Source organism: Sulfitobacter mediterraneus, from assembly GCF_016801775.1.
Lineage (GTDB): Bacteria > Pseudomonadota > Alphaproteobacteria > Rhodobacterales > Rhodobacteraceae > Sulfitobacter > Sulfitobacter mediterraneus_A.
Genome location: NZ_CP069004.1, coordinates 32,064 through 47,260, shown reverse-complemented (window position 1 = coordinate 47,260; position 15,197 = coordinate 32,064). Strand labels below are relative to the sequence as shown.

The following is a 15,197-nucleotide window of genomic DNA, read 5'->3' as shown; positions in this document are numbered from 1 at the left end:
GTTAAGAAAGTATTAGTCATGAAATGTGGCGAAAACAGGGCAAATCGCGAGAATAAGACCTAAAATAGCCGAAAGTTAATGGCCAATCCGCAAGGTTAGTGTCGTCCAGTCAACAATGCTCTCGCGATGGACCAGATTGATGCCGGATCGTGCATAAACCTCGATCACCTCATCCGCCTGTTCATTCAGAATCCCCGAGAGAATCGCATAGCCGCCCGGTTGCAGCGCCTGCGCCATGTCCGGGGCCAATGCGACAAGCGGCCCTTTGAGGATATTGGCAAAGACCAGGTCAAACGGTGCTGCCGCTGCCAGATCAGGATGATCAAAACCAGCCGCCTCAACACAGGTCACCCGCCCCTCAAGGCCATTGGCCACCACATTGGCCCGAGCGACATCCACCGCGACCTCGTCGATATCGCTGGCCAGCACCGTTTCCGGCCAGATCCGCGCCGCTGCCATCGCCAGAACCGCCGTGCCGCAGCCGATGTCGGCCACGTTTTGTCCATGAAAGCCCTCGTTGGCCAGACGGTCCAGCGCCCGCAGGCAACCCAGCGTCGTGCCATGGTGGCCGGTGCCAAAGGCCATCGCGGCCTCGATCAACAGTGGCGCGCTGCCCTCAGGCACCTTATCGGCGTCATGGCTGCCATAAACAAAAAACCGGCCTGCCTCGACAGGGGCCAGTTCGCGGCGCACATGGGCCACCCAATCGGTTTCGGGCAGTTCCGACACAACAAAGGGCTTTGCGCCCATCGCCGTGGCCAGCAGCGTCAGCGCCGTTTCATCTGGTGCCTCTTCGAAATAACCGCCCACTTCCCACAGGCCCGATCCGTCTTCCATCTCGAAGACGCCGACGCCTGTTGGCTCGGGCTCCAGCCGCTCCATCGCATCGCCAAGGGCATAGGCCTGATCGCGGCCTGTCAATGTGGTGAGCGCAGTGAATGTGGTCATTATCTTCTCCGATGTCTGTCGGGGTTCGGGTAGGGCCGTGGATGCGCGGGGTCAAGGGCCAGAGGTGCGGCCCGGTCCAGCCTCGCCACATAGATCCAGCCCCAGATGGCCGCGACCAGCCCCATAACGCCTCCCGCCAGTGCCTGACCATAGATCACGCCCGGCGCACCAAAAAGCGCAGCAAGCCCCGCCGCCGCGGGCCAGCTCAGCGCGCCGTCCTTGACCCAGTTCAAAAAGGTCGACCGCCCCGGCTTGCCCAGATTGTTGAAGGCCGCGTTGGAGACGAACAGCGCTCCGATAAAGACAAACCCGCCCACCCCGACAAAGGTAAAGGCCCGCAACACTTCGGCCCCCTGCCCGTCCAGCGCAAAGGCCTGCATGACAAGAGGTGTGGCGGCATAAAGCAGAACCCAAGCCACCAGCGTGTACCCCAGACAAAACAGCAGCGCGTCCCGATAGGTGCGGCGCACCCGGTCCATCTGGCCTGCGCCATAGTTCTGTCCAAAGATACCGCCAATGGCGCCGGACAGCGCAAAAATGCCACCAAAGACCACCACCGTCAGGCGGCCCACCACGGCCCAGGCCGCCACTGCATCATCGCCGAACTGCGCCATAACGATGGTCAGGATATAATTTCCCACAGGTGTCGACATCTGCGTCGCCACAGCCGGAATTGCCACCGCGATGAACGGCGCCGATATATTGCGCAGCGTCCGCAGGCGTGGCCGGTCCACCAACCCGCATTGATGCACCGCGTAGAAAAGGCCAAGTCCCATCAGGCTGAACCGGAACAGCACCAATCCGACGGCCGCGCCATCCAGCCCCCACTCCAGCCAGAATATCAAAATCGGATCAAGCACCAGCAGCACCAGTCCCGAATACAGGGTGATATACATCGCCTTGGCGCCGAACCCTTCGGCCCGCAGCGCCCCCGAGCAGATCAGCGAGACCGCCATGGGCAGCAGGGAAGGCACCGTCATGGCCAGATAACGCGCCGCCAGTCGCGCGGTTTCTCCTTCGGCCCCCGCAAGGGCCACAAGGTGATGCCGAAACCCAACAATCACCGCCACGACCAGTGCCATCACGGCAACGGCAATCGCGATACCAGCCCCGGCCTGCCGCCGCGCCTGATCGCGCCGCCCCTCACCGATGGACCGCGAAATCACGGCGGTGGCCGCAATCATCAGGCCGACAATGATCGAGACCGAAAAGAACTGCACCGCATAGGCAAATCCAATGGCAGCGACCAGTTGCGGATCACCCAGTTGCGAAATCCACAACAGGTTCGCAGCATCCACCAGAAAGACAAAGGTGATGCCCATCGCACCGGTGGCCGTCATCCTCACCACATGGCCCATCGTGCCGCCGGTCAGGAAGCGCCCTTCGGACATGGATTACTCCGCCGCCTGCGCCAGCGGGCGCGAGAATATCGTCTCATGCCCCGGTTCGGGATGGCGCGGGATCAACATCGCCAGCATCAACGAAACCGCCGCCATGGCTGCCGCCAACAAAAAGACCAAAGCGGGTGAGAGCAGCCACAAAAGGCCCAGCCCCACGGGCAGAAACACCGCCGCGATGTGATTGATGGTAAAGGCCACTGCCGCCGTGGGTGCAATATCCGCCGGATCGGCGATTTTCTGAAAATAGGTTTTGAGCGCCAGCGCGAGGGCAAAGAACATGTGGTCCAGCACATATAGCGTCGCAGCCACCATCACGCCCCAGCCGAGATAATAGACACCTCCATAGCTCAGAAACACCAAAATCAGCCCGATGTATTCAAAGCCCAGCGCCTTGCGTTCGCCAAAGTAACCCACGGCCCGGCCCATCAGCGGGGCAAAGATCATATTGGCAATCAGGTTGATCAGATAAAGCGTGGTGATCTCATGCACTTCGAACCCAAAGCGTTCGACCATCATGAAGCCGGCAAAAACAACAAAGATCTGCCGCCGCGCGCCCGACATGAATTGCAGCGCGTAATAGAGCCAATAGCGGCGGCGCAGAACCATTTTCTTGATCTGCACGGTCGGGGCTTCGAACTGTGGATAGGCGAGCATTGCAAACACCGCGATCAAAACGGTAGCACCGCCGCCGATCAAATAGACGATATTGTAGGTCAGATTCAGCGTCTCCCAGAGCGCCATGATCGCCAGATAGGCAACCAAAGTGGCCAGAGATCCCGCCGCCATCAGCCATCCCAACATGCGCGGGGCGTCTTCGATCTTGAGCCATTGCAACTGCAACGACTGGTTGACGGTCTCGTAATAGTGAAACCCGATAGAGCTGAGCATGGTGATCGTCAGAATGCCGCCCATCGAGGGAAACCACGCCGTCACGGCAGTGGCAACGCCCAACAGGATCAAGGACACCAGCCCAAGCACCTGTTCACGCACAAAAACGATAATGGCGATCACGCCAACGGCCAGAAACCCCGGAATTTCCCGAACCGTGTGCAACAGCCCGATATCCGAGCCGTCAAAATCCGCGACCTCGATCACAAAGTTGTTCAGCAGCGCCGACCAGGTGTTGAAGGCGATGGGCATCGCCAAAGCCATCAGGAAGAGCAGCGCCACGGGCCGCCGCCAGAACGGGAGCGCCTTGGCGTCTTGAAGGGTGATATACTGTGCCATAGGGGTTCAATACGCCTACCGCCAAGAATTGACGAGACCCAAAACACGGGCATATCCGTGCAAGGACGCACAGCCTCCCTGCTTCATTGGCCAAAAAACTCATCCGCATTGAAATCTAGTAGAAACTTTGCGGATCAATATCCACAGCCAGCCGCAAATCCCCCTTCAACCGGACCTGCGCAACCCAGCGGGCCAAGGCCTCTTGCAAAGGTGCGGTTTTGTCCGCCTTGACCAGCAATCGCACCCGATGCCGCCCTCGCACCCGCGCAATCGGGGCGGCGGCCGGGCCAAAGACCTGCGCCCCAATGGCCCTGAGCGGGCCGTCCTGGCGGGCCAGAAGATTGCCTGCATCAAACACCTGCGCCACATCCGGCCCGCTGAGAATGATACCGGCCATCCGGCCATAGGGCGGCACCCCTGCTTGTTTGCGCTCTCCTGCTTCGGCGCTCCAGAAGGCTTCTTCGTCACCGGCCAGAATGGCGCGGATCACCGGATGTTCCGGCTGGTACGTTTGCAAAAGGGCCGTGCCCGGCGCTTCGGCCCGGCCTGCACGGCCCGCCACCTGCCGCATCAGTTGAAAGGTCCGCTCTGCCGCGCGAAGGTCAGAGCCCATGAGCCCCAGATCCGCGTCGATCACACCGACTAGCGTGAGATTGGGAAAATTATGCCCCTTGGCCACCAGTTGCGTGCCGATGATGATATCCGCCGCGCCCGCCGCGATGCCTGCAATCTCGGCCTTGAGCGCCCGCGCCGATCCGTACATGTCAGAGCTGAGCGTGGCCACCCTGGCATCGGGCCAGAGCGCCAGTGCCTCTTCGCCCAGCCGTTCCACCCCCGGCCCCACCGGGGCCAGCTTGTCCACCGCTTCGCAGGACGGGCAGGCCTCTGGCATGGGTTTGCTTTCGCCGCACTGGTGACACACCAGCCGCTTGAGAAACCGGTGTTCCACCATCCGCGCATCACAATGATCGCAGCCGATCTGATGCCCGCAGGCCCGGCAGAGCGTGATCGGCGCATAGCCGCGGCGGTTGATGAACAGCATCGCTTGTTCACCTTTCTCCAGCCGTTTGTTGACTTCGGCTTGCAGGCTCGGTGACACCCATTTGTCGCTTGGCAAGGCTTCGCCGCGCATGTCGATTGCGCCCATGGTCGGCATCACCGCCGGACCAAAACGAGAAGTCAGATCAAGCCGCCGGTATTTGCCCGCCTCGACATTGGCCCATGTCTCAAGGCTGGGTGTAGCCGAAGCCAGCACCACCTGCGCCCCGCAGATCGCGGCCCGCAGCACGGCCATATCGCGGGCATTGTAAAGGACACCCTCCTCTTGTTTGTAGGAGCTGTCGTGTTCTTCATCCACGACGATCAGGCCAAGGTTCTGATAGGGCAGGAACAGTGCCGAGCGTGCCCCGATCACCAATTGGGCTTGCCCCTGCCCGACCATCCGCCAGATCCGCCGCCGCTCGGTCATGGTCGCGCCGGAGTGCCATTCGGCAGGTTTTGCGCCAAAGCGCTCCTCGACACGGTGCAGGAATTGTTCGGTCAGGGCAATTTCCGGCAGCAGAACCAGCGCCTGCCGGCCGGCCCGCAATGCGGCGGCCACCGCTTCGAGATAAACTTCGGTCTTGCCTGACCCTGTCACCCCGCGCAGCAATGTTGTGCCGTAGGTCTCTGATCGGACGGCCTCGGCCAGCATCTCCGCCCCCTTGGCCTGATCTTCGGTCAGTTCCTTGCCCGGCAAAGCGGGGTCAAGGCGCGGAAAAGGCAGATCGCGCGGGCTGTCTTCTTCGAAGACCGCGCCGGATTGCGCCAATCCCTTGACCACCGAAGGCGTGACCCCGGCCATTTCGGCCAGTTCCTTGAGGGTGAAGGCCAGATCGCCGTATTCTTCCAGCGTCTCCAGAACACGGCTGCGGGCATCTGTCATGCGCGGCGGCGTGCCGCTGCCGCGCCGGTAGATCTTGCGCATCGACGGTGGATCGCCCAGCCCCGGCGCACGGGTCGCAAGGCGCAGCATCGCGGGCATCGGGGTCAGGGTATAGGCTGCTGCGCGGGTCAAAAACGCGCGCATCTCGCTGCGCATCGGTGCCGCATCAACCACCCGGATCACATGGCGTACCTTTGCGATATCATAATCACCCTGCCCCGGCCCCCAAACCACACCAAGAACCTTGCGCGGACCCAGCGGCACCTCGACAAAGGCACCCAGAAAACAGCCACCCTCCGGCGCTTTGTAATCCAGCGCCTTTCCCAAGGGCTGCGTGGTCAACACCGCGACCAGGGCGCCATGGTCATAAAATTCCGGTGTGCTCACCAAGGGCTCCGATCAGACAAAGGGGTTTTCAGGGTTTAAGCAGGTCAGATCATGCGGTAAAGGCAGGATCAAGGCTCCCTTCCTCAAGCGCAAGGACACTGAGATGAAATTTTTCGTAGATACCGCCGAAATCGACGCCATTGCCGAACTGAACGATCTGGGCATGGTGGATGGCGTCACCACCAACCCGTCGCTGATCCTGAAATCAGGACGCGACATTCTGGAAGTCACCAAAGAGATCTGTGATCTGGTGGATGGCCCCGTCAGCGCCGAAGTGGTCGCACTGGAAGCGGACGCAATGATCGCCGAGGGCCGCAAACTGGCCGAAATTGCGGACAATATCACCGTTAAACTGCCCCTGACATGGGACGGGTTGAAAGCCTGTAAAGTGCTGTCCGGCGAAGGCAAGATGGTCAACGTCACCCTGTGCTTCTCGGCCAATCAGGCGCTGCTCGCGGCCAAGGCCGGCGCGACCTTTATCAGCCCTTTCATTGGCCGTCTGGACGACATCCATCTTGATGGTCTGGAACTGATCCAGGACATTCGCACGATCTATGACAACTACGGTTTTGACACCCAGATCCTTGCTGCTTCGATCCGGTCGGTGAACCACGTGCAGGATTGCGCCTTGATCGGGGCTGATGTGATGACCGCGCCGCCAGAGGTGATCAAGAAGCTGGCCAACCACATGCTGACTGACAAGGGCCTTGACCAGTTCATGAAAGACTGGGCCAAGACCGGCCAGAACATCCTTTGAGAAACGCCCGCCTTTGGTGAGCTGACCCGCCGTTGCGCATGCCGCTGCGGCGGGTTTGTTTTGAGACGAAATGACTCCCTTTGGACACAGGGCCAAGGCGCAGGCAAAAAAGAACGCGACGGGGGGCAGATTTCGTTCTGCAACCATGCTATACGGGCGCAAATAAAAAAGAGACGACCATGAGCAGCAATCCCAAGATTGATGACGCCCTGCGCGAGGCGATCATCACACAGCCCAATGTTATTTTGGATGACAGCGATGTGATGCAGGCCCTGATCGCGGCCAATGAAAAGGCGATGGGCGGCAATATCGTCGATTTGCGCGGCATCGCAATGGAACGATTGGAAAGCCGTCTGGACCGGCTTGAAGACACCCACCGCAGTGTGATTGCCGCCGCTTATGAAAATCTGGCGGGCACCAACCAGATCCACCGTGCGATCCTGCGGATGCTTGATCCGGTCGAGTTTGAGACCTTCCTGCGCGATCTGGGCGGCGAAGTTGCAGAAATCCTGCGGGTGGATACGGTCAAACTGGTGCTGGAATCGGTTCAGAATGACAATGACCCGGCGGTCAAACGGCTGGGCGAGGTTCTCAGTGTGGCCGAGCCGGGGTTCATCGACGATTACCTGACACGCGGGCGCAGCACACCGCCCCGGCAGGTGACTTTGCGCGGTGTTCAGGACGGATCAGAAGAGATCTTTGGCGAAAAGGCCAACTGGATTCGCTCAGAGGCCTGCCTGAAACTGGACTTCGGCGAAGGCCGCCTGCCCGGTTTGCTGGTCTTTGGGGCAGAAGATCCACATATGTTCGGCCCGCAGCAGGGCACCGATCTTTTGGCTTTCTTTACCGGCGTGTTTGAGCGTGCGATGCGCCGCTGGCTGTCTTGAGCGGCCCTGCCAAATCCGAACATCCCGGGCTGATCAGCCCAGCGGCACGCGATGCCCTGCAAAACTGGCTGTCCCAGCAAAGGGCGCTCAAAGGCGCGGCGGAAAACACGCTGACCGCCTATCAGGGTGATGTTGCCGAATTTCTCGCTTTTATGACCGTCCACAAGGGTGACGCCCAAGGTTTGGGGGCTTTGTCCAAGATCACCATATCCGACATGCGCAGCTGGATGGCGCAGACCCGTTCGGGCGATGTCGGGCCGCGTTCGATGGCCCGCAAGCTGTCCTCGGTCAAAGCCTTCTATCGCTGGCTGTCCGAGCGCGAAGGGTTTGAGCCAACGGCAGTTTTGTCCACCCGGTCGCCCAAGTTCACCAAGAAGCTGCCGCGCCCCTTGGCGGTAGATGCGGCCAAGGCATTGCTCGACTGCGTCGAAATCCAGTCAGACCGGCCATGGGTCTCGGCGCGGGATGTGGCAGTGTTGACCCTGCTATGGGGCTGCGGCTTGCGCATATCCGAGGCCTTGGGCTTGCGCGGTGCCGATGCGCCCCTGCCCGACGTGCTGCGGATCGTTGGCAAGGGTGGCAAAGAACGCGTGGTTCCGGTGTTGCCTGCCGCGCAGGCGGCGGTGGCCGAGTATTTGCGGCTCTGCCCGCATATGCAGTCAGACGAAGCGCCGCTGTTTCGGGGCATTCGGGGCGGTGCACTTGGGGCGCGTGCAATTGCGCAGGTGATGGCAGATGCGCGGATGCAGCTTGGTCTGCCCGCCACCGCAACGCCGCATGCGATGCGCCACAGCTTTGCCACGCATCTGCTGGATGCCGGCGGCGATTTGCGGGCCATTCAGGAATTGCTGGGCCATGCGTCCCTATCGACGACACAGGCCTATACGGCGGTTGATACCGCACGTTTGATGGAAGTCTACAACAAGGCGCATCCCAAGGCGGGTTAGGCACCGAAAGCGGGTTACGCCCTGCCAAGCTGATCTACAAAATCTTGCGCCGCTGCTGCCGGATCAACCGCGCCTTCGGCAACCTTATCCCCCAGATCGGCCAATGCGGCCTGCGCGTCGGGCGCCTGCAATCGTGCCAAGAGCCGCTGTTTTACATCTTCGTTGAACCAATACCGCGCCTGGGCGGCACGGGTGCTGTCCCAAAACCCATTGGCGCGGCGCCAGTCCGTGAGGTTTTCCAGCGCCTCCCAAGCCTCGCCCAGTCCGTTTTCCTGCAGTGCCGAAACGGTCATCGCCTTGGGGTAGCCATCGGGATCTTGCGGCCGTTTGCGCAGCAGACGCAGGGCGCCGGCATAATCGGCGCAGGTGCGCGTGGCGGCGGCTTTCAAATCGCCATCCGCCTTGTTGACCAAGATCACATCGGCCATTTCCATGATGCCGCGCTTGACACCCTGCAATTCATCGCCGCCTGCCGGGGCCAGCAGCAACAAGAACAGATCAGACATTTCCGCCACAACGGTTTCGGATTGGCCGACGCCCACGGTTTCGATCAACACCACATCAAAGCCGGCCGCCTCACAAAGGCGCACGGCCTCGCGGGTGCGGCGGGCCACGCCGCCCAGGTGGGTCTGGCTGGGGGACGGGCGGATAAAGGCATTTGGATCACGGCTGAGATGATCCATGCGGGTCTTGTCGCCCAAGATCGACCCGCCAAAGCGCGACGACGACGGATCAACCGCAAGCACCGCTACGCGCTTTCCCTGCGCGGTCAACATCATGCCGAAGCTCTCGATAAAAGTCGATTTGCCCACCCCCGGCGTGCCGGACAGGCCAATGCGCAGCGCCTGACGGTCCTGCGGCAATGCGGCGAGCAGATCAGTTGCCGCCGCGCGATGATCGTCGCGGGCCGATTCAACCAATGTGATCGCGCGGGCAAGGGCACGGCGCTCTCCGGCGGTGACCCGTTGGGCAAGGTCTTGAATATCCATGCCGCTTTTTCGCGGGACAGCGGTGAAATGTCCATCCCCTGCCCTTGGCGCGGCCCTCTGTTTCCCTGATAAAGCGCTATGTCATTTGCTTTGCCCATCGACGACGTATTGCCGCAGGTCCTTGCCGCCCTGCGCAGCACAGGCCGCGTGGTGCTGCAAGCGCCGCCTGGTGCGGGTAAAACCACCCGTGTGCCGCTGGCCATGCTGGAGGCAGGTTTGACCGAGGGGCGCATCCTGATGCTGGAGCCGCGCCGCCTTGCCGCGCGCGCAGCGGCGGAGCGGATGGCGGCCACTTTGGGGCAAGAGGTCGGACAGACCGTCGGCTACCGTGTGCGCGGTGCCTCGGCAATCAGCAAAGAGACCCGCATCGAAGTGGTGACCGAGGGTATCTTGACCCGCATGTTGCAAGGTGATCCGGATCTGCCCGGTGTCGGCGCGGTAATTTTCGACGAATTTCATGAACGGTCCCTCAATGCCGATCTGGGGCTGGCGCTCTGTCTTGAGGTGGCCGGGGCGCTGCGCGATGATCTGATGCTGGTGGCGATGTCTGCGACACTGGACGCCGCCCCGGTGGCCGAGCTGATGCAGGCGCCGATTGTGACATCCGAGGGGCGGTCTTTTCCTGTTGAGTCGCGCTGGTTGTCTCGCCCAATTGGCAAAGAGCGCTTTGAGAATGCGGTCTCTGATCTGGTTCTGACCGCGCTGGCGGAGGCGAAGGGATCGGCGCTGGTGTTTCTGCCGGGGGAAGGCGAAATCCGGCGGGTTGAAAGCCTGCTGGCCGCGCAGGTGCCGAAAGACTGCACCATCGCGCCGCTGTTCGGGGCGATGGATTTCAAAGCGCAACGGACCGCGATCCGCCCTGCGCAAACGGGGCGCAAGGTGGTCTTGGCCACCTCGATTGCAGAAACCTCCCTCACGATCGAAGGCATCACGATCGTCGTGGATGGCGGGCGGGCACGTCGGGCGCGGTTTGACGCGGCCTCCGGCATGTCCCGACTGGTCACGGATAAGGTCACCCGCGCCGAGGCCACACAACGGGCGGGCCGCGCGGGCCGGATGTCCGAAGGAGTGGCCTACAAGCTGTGGACCAAGGGCGAAGAAGGGGCATTGGCCGCCTACCCGCCCGCCGAGATTGAGGCGGGAGATCTCACCGGATTTGCGCTTGAACTGGCGCTTTGGGGGGCGCAGCCAAACGATCTGGCCTTTGTTACGCCGCCCCATGAGGGGCGTCTGGCCGAGGCGCAGAATGTGCTGCGGATGTTGGAAGCGTTGGACGCTCAGGGCCGGATCACCGCACATGGGCGGGCCTTGGCGCGGCTGCCGCTGCATCCCCGGCTGGCGCATATGGTGGCCAAAGGCGGCCCGCTGGCCCCGACATTGGCGGCGCTGCTGGCGGAACGTGATCCGCTGCGCGGCGCGGGTGTCGATCTGTCCTTGCGCATGGCGGCCATTCGCGGCCAAGGCGGCGCGGCGCAGGCCCATGCGCCAACGCTGGCCCGCATCCGGCAGGAGGCCAAGCGGCTGGCGAAGGGCCAGAACGGCCCCGGTTCTGACGATATCGGGGTTTTGGCGGCCCTGGCCTATCCGGACCGGGTCGGCCTGCGCCGCAAGGGGGACGCGCCGCGCTATGTGCTGTCTGGCGGCAAAGGGGCAGTGATGCCGCAGGGCGATGCGATGGCGGGGGAACGTTTGATCGTGGCCACCGATCTCGATGGTGATCCGCGCGAGGCCAAGGTTCGGCAAGCCGCCCGGATCAGCGAGGCCGATCTGCGCGAGGTGTTTGAAGATCAGATCCTGTGGCAGGATGTCTGCACCTGGTCGCGACGCGAAAACCGTGTGTTGACCCGCCAGCAGCAGCGTTTTGGCGCATTGGTTCTGGAAGATCGCAACTGGCCAGACGCACCGCCAGAGGCTGTGGCGCTGGCGATGCTGGACGGCGTTCGGCAGTTGGGGCTCTTGCCCTCCGCCGCAGCGCAGCGGTTTTTGTCGCGGGCAGCCCTGATGGGCGAAGGGTTTCCCGACTTTTCCGATTCGCATTTGATGGCGACACTGGAGGAATGGCTTTTGCCGCATCTGACAGGGGTGCGCAGCGCGGGGGACTGGAAGGGGTTTGATCTTTTGCCAGCCCTGCGCGGGCGACTGGATTGGGATCAGACCCAAGCGCTTGACCGCGCCGCCCCCGCGCATTTCGAAACGCCGCTGGGCCGCAAGGTTCCAATAGATTATTCCGGTGCGCAGCCGCAGATATCGCTGCGATTGCAGGAGGTGTTTGGCGTCACACGGCATCCGCAAATCGCAGGGCAACCCTTGCAGATCACCCTGCTGTCCCCCGCCCAGCGCCCGGTACAGGTGACAACCGATTTGCCGGGGTTCTGGGTCAGCTCTTATCTGGATGTGCGCAAGGACATGCGCGGGCGTTATCCGCGCCATCCATGGCCCGAAGACCCCACCGTGGCCGATCCGACCCTGCGGGCCAAGCCGCGCGGGACGTGATAGGATGTGCGGCTGCGCCGCATTCTATTTTGGTGATGGGGGGCTGTTTGCCCCCCAAACCCCCCAAGAATATTTAGGGCCAAAAAGGGGGGATCAGTCGTTGTCGGTCAGACCGGCCCCTGCCCCGGCAAGGCGGGAGGCTTCGGTTTCGGGAACCAAAAGGCGGGCCGCGAGAGTTTGCATTTTAGCCGCCAGTGTATCGGGCAATGTGACGCGTTTGGCGGGTGTTTGGACGGCCTGTTGATCGAAGGTCTGGGATACAGTGAGTTGACTGCCGCAGAGTATCGCGGTGCAGGCGAAGGATTGGGTTTGGGCATAGCTCAGCGTGAGTTCGGGCAGTGGACCGGCGGGAATCATTGCCTCATGCTGCCGGGCTTCGGCGCAGGCCATCAGCAGCACCGGCAGATCGAGGATCGGGCCGTTTGGCAGAGCGTCAAGCGCCGCACCCAGATCCGCGGCGGGACGGCCCGCAATGAGGTGGCAGGCCGCAGCCCGGCCAAAGGCATAGGCCTGCGCCACGGGGGCGCCACCACCGCGCGCGGCCTTTGCGGCAAGGTTCATCACTTCATTTGCGGAACCGATCATGGGGCAAACACCGGCAGCCACCAGTCATCTGCTGATGCGTTCAATTCATCCGCAAGCGGCGCGCCCTGACACAGGGTGATCCGGGTCCAGCGATCCGATTTGGGGTCAAATTTCGACGCGCCAAAGAACGACAGTTTGCAGCGCAGCATGTCGATGGGCAGGCAGGAGGTCGCGATCAGGTTATCGCGGATCTCGGCATAGGGATGCACCGCGCCCAGTTGCACACGCTCCACCGCCATGGCGTGCTGCGGGTGGTCCGACAGGAAGGTTGAAATGGGTTGATCCTCATCCGGCAGCGCCATCTGGAGCGCTTTGATCTGACGTCCGATGTCCAGCGGACTTTCCAGTTCTGCGCCGGGCTCGGAAAAGCGCAGGCCAAGGCGGGGTTCCTGTTTCGCTTCAGACACATACCAGAACTGGCCGCAGCCGGTGTCTGCATCGTAATCCGGCACAAGCGCCCAATTGAAGTGGCTGCGGATGCTGTCTTGCAGGGCGGCGGTGCCCGTCAGCGGCGGGCAAAACGGGCCTTGCGGGTCGGCCATGCAACCGCACAGGCCGTCGACCAGATCACCAAAGGGTTCGATCACCAGTGCCGCCATCAATTCCTGCACATCAAAGCTGAAGCGGGCGGCCTGTTCCATCGCTTTGTCCAGCGGATGCGTGCCATCAAATTTCAGATCTGACAGGACCGACTGCCAATCCGCCCGCAAGGTCACGATGCGGGCCTGATGTTCGGGGTCCGGTACATCCCATTCCGCCAGATGCCGTGCGGCGCGGATGGCCAGTTGCATCAGGCGGTCCTGCTGGGCTGGGCTGAGCGTTTCAATGGCGCGGACCCGTGCCAATGCAGTCTCACGCGCCATCATCCAATTGTTGAGCAGCACCGGATGGGTCACCAGAAACGGCGCCATGCCAAGGCCGGTGGAATTGCCGATGCCCAGATGGCGCTTGATCCGGGGATCCAGCTTGGCGCCGCCCACATGTTCGACCAGATCATGGGTGAAATGCCGGATCAGCCAGACCGTCAGCATTTCAGCAGCGAACGGCCCTTCCAGACCGGGGCGATCCGCGATCAACGCCCGATCCGCGATGCCAAATTTGCCGTTGCCATAGACCGCCGTGGTGCGCATCAGATAGCCTACGTCGCGGATCATCTTTTCATCCGGTTGCTGACCATCCTGCAAGGCCTGCACCACATGGGCAAAGAGCCGCACGGATTTGTTGGCACGGCTGAGAACCAGATCACGTTCGGTGAACCGGGCCGCCTCCTGTTTGGGGGCGGCAGCGGCGATCCGGGCGATTTCTGCTTCGTCCGGCACCCCGTCATAAAGGACATAGGCACTGTCCCACGCGGTGGCGATCACCCGATCCGTGCGCAACTCAGGTGGCAGATCGGTAGAGATGGCCACCAGAGAATATACATGACCGCCAAATCGCAGCGAATAAACAGCATGGCCAAAACCGTCTGCGTCCATGTTCCAGACCGGGCGGGCGACATGGGCGTTTTCCTGTGCCAGCCGCCGGATCATACTGCGCAGAAACGACAGCCGGGTGGGAAACATCGATCCCATCCGCGCCAGGCGCATCACCTCATCGGGAGGGCGCAGGGGCATTTGTGGTGGGATCACATCGTCCTTCATGCCGGGCCAAAACTTTCGCTGTAGAACCGCGCCCAGTTGCCGCCCATGATCCCGTCAACTTCGGCAACGCTCAGCCCCGCATTGGTCAAGCCATTGCGAATGTTGCCAAAATCGCGGTTGTCATTGAACCAGTTTGGCATCGGGGGAAAGCCCGCGTTGCTGGCGGATCCTTCGCCATAGTCGATGCCCTTGGTCCAGCGGCCCACACGCATCCATGTGACGATGCTGTCGGGCTGGTTCTGGCAAAGATCTGTGCCAATACCGAGGTTCTGCGCCCCGTATCGGTCAGCCGCCTCTGCGATCATTGTGCAGAAGCTCTCAATCGTACAATCAGAGCCGCCCGCGAGGTGGTGTGGATAAACCGAGAAGCCAAGCATCCCCCCTGCCTTGGTCAAGGCTTTGAGCACCTCGTCTGATTTGTTGCGCAGCGCGGCATGCCACCAATGCGGATTGGCATGGGTGATGGCAATCGGGCGGGTCGAATGGTCAATCGCCTCCAACGTGGAGCGGTCCGCAGAATGGGACATGTCCACCACCATGCCGACGCGGTTCATCTCAGCCACCACCTCGCGGCCCATGCGGGTCAGTCCGGTGTCGTCCTCCTCATAACAGCCCGTGGCCAGTAAGGATTGGTTGTTATAGGTCAGCTGCATGAACCGGATGCCAAGTTGATGGCAAATCTCGACAAGGCCGATGTCGTCTTCGATTGGGCTGGGGTTTTGGAAGCCGAAGAAGATCGCGGTGCGTCCGGTTTCTTGGGCCAGTTCCACATCAGCGGCGCTTGTGCCCTTGAAAATCAGATCGGGATGGTCCTCAAACCAGCGGTTCCAGCGTTCAAGGTTCAGCACCATTTCGCGAAAATTCTCGTGATAGGCGATGGTCACATGCACTGCATCCACACCGCCCTGCCGCATCTGTTCGAAGATCGCGGGAGAGAAATTGGCATATTGCAGATTGTCAATCAGGGGGGCTTTCATAACGTCAGCATGCGTCCGGCGCAGCATTTTCTCAAC

The 15,197-nt window shown here is 61.7% G+C and carries 12 protein-coding genes; 4 read left to right on the top strand and 8 right to left on the bottom strand.

The window, feature by feature from the left end; translation table 11 throughout:
* Positions 1-75 precede the first annotated feature (75 nt).
* The 4 genes from JNX03_RS00150 to JNX03_RS00135 form a co-directional block, all read right to left on the bottom strand.
* A complete protein-coding gene (locus JNX03_RS00150) occupies positions 76-948 on the bottom strand; it encodes a 50S ribosomal protein L11 methyltransferase (protein ID WP_203210493.1) in 873 nt (290 codons plus the stop codon).
* Entirely contained in the window at positions 948-2,339 is a 1,392-nt protein-coding gene (locus tag JNX03_RS00145) for an MATE family efflux transporter (protein WP_231024097.1), read from the bottom strand. Before JNX03_RS00145 ends, JNX03_RS00150 begins: the two co-directional genes overlap by 1 nt.
* Positions 2,340-2,342: 3 nt before the next feature.
* Positions 2,343-3,575: an MFS transporter gene (locus JNX03_RS00140; RefSeq protein ID WP_203210492.1), complete on the bottom strand. Its 1,233-nt coding sequence runs from the start codon at positions 3,573-3,575 to the stop codon at positions 2,343-2,345.
* A gap of 115 nt (positions 3,576-3,690) precedes the next feature.
* Entirely contained in the window at positions 3,691-5,886 is a 2,196-nt protein-coding gene (locus JNX03_RS00135) for a primosomal protein N' (protein WP_203210491.1), read from the bottom strand.
* Between the two features lie 103 nt (positions 5,887-5,989).
* On the opposite strand from JNX03_RS00135, the gene fsa reads away from it, so the two are divergent.
* The 3 genes from fsa to JNX03_RS00120 all read left to right on the top strand — a co-directional run bounded on the left by fsa (position 5,990) and on the right by JNX03_RS00120 (position 8,477).
* Entirely contained in the window at positions 5,990-6,643 is a 654-nt protein-coding gene (fsa, locus tag JNX03_RS00130; RefSeq protein WP_203210490.1) for a fructose-6-phosphate aldolase, read from the top strand.
* Between the two features lie 179 nt (positions 6,644-6,822).
* Positions 6,823-7,530 (top strand): DUF484 family protein, encoded by a 708-nt coding sequence (locus tag JNX03_RS00125; protein WP_203210489.1) that lies wholly within the window; start codon positions 6,823-6,825, stop codon positions 7,528-7,530.
* Positions 7,527-8,477 (top strand): tyrosine recombinase XerC, encoded by a 951-nt coding sequence (locus tag JNX03_RS00120; protein WP_231024096.1) that lies wholly within the window; start codon positions 7,527-7,529, stop codon positions 8,475-8,477. The genes JNX03_RS00125 and JNX03_RS00120 overlap by 4 nt, the downstream gene beginning before the upstream one ends.
* A 14-nt stretch (positions 8,478-8,491) precedes the next feature.
* On the opposite strand, the gene meaB is transcribed toward JNX03_RS00120, so the two are convergent.
* Positions 8,492-9,466: a methylmalonyl Co-A mutase-associated GTPase MeaB gene (meaB, locus tag JNX03_RS00115; protein ID WP_203210488.1), complete on the bottom strand. Its 975-nt coding sequence runs from the start codon at positions 9,464-9,466 to the stop codon at positions 8,492-8,494.
* A gap of 78 nt (positions 9,467-9,544) precedes the next feature.
* Here meaB and hrpB point away from each other — a divergent pair, with 78 nt between their 5' ends.
* Complete coding sequence (gene hrpB / locus JNX03_RS00110; protein WP_203210487.1) at positions 9,545-11,959, top strand: ATP-dependent helicase HrpB; 2,415 nt, start codon at positions 9,545-9,547, stop codon at positions 11,957-11,959.
* 93 nt (positions 11,960-12,052) lie between these two features.
* On the opposite strand, the gene JNX03_RS00105 is transcribed toward hrpB, so the two are convergent.
* The 3 genes from JNX03_RS00105 to JNX03_RS00095 are packed head-to-tail and all read right to left on the bottom strand — an operon-like array spanning position 12,053 to position 15,161.
* Positions 12,053-12,544, bottom strand: a complete 492-nt coding sequence (locus tag JNX03_RS00105) for a hypothetical protein (RefSeq protein ID WP_203210486.1) — start codon at positions 12,542-12,544, stop codon at positions 12,053-12,055.
* Positions 12,541-14,184 carry a hypothetical protein gene (locus tag JNX03_RS00100; protein WP_203210485.1) on the bottom strand — a complete coding sequence of 548 codons (1,644 nt, stop codon included), beginning with the start codon at positions 14,182-14,184 and terminating at the stop codon, positions 12,541-12,543. The genes JNX03_RS00105 and JNX03_RS00100 overlap by 4 nt, the downstream gene beginning before the upstream one ends.
* The gene (locus JNX03_RS00095) at positions 14,181-15,161 is read right to left on the bottom strand and encodes a membrane dipeptidase (RefSeq protein ID WP_203210484.1); all 981 of its coding nucleotides are present in this window, start codon (positions 15,159-15,161) and stop codon (positions 14,181-14,183) included. Before JNX03_RS00095 ends, JNX03_RS00100 begins: the two co-directional genes overlap by 4 nt.
* Positions 15,162-15,197 lie beyond the last annotated feature (36 nt).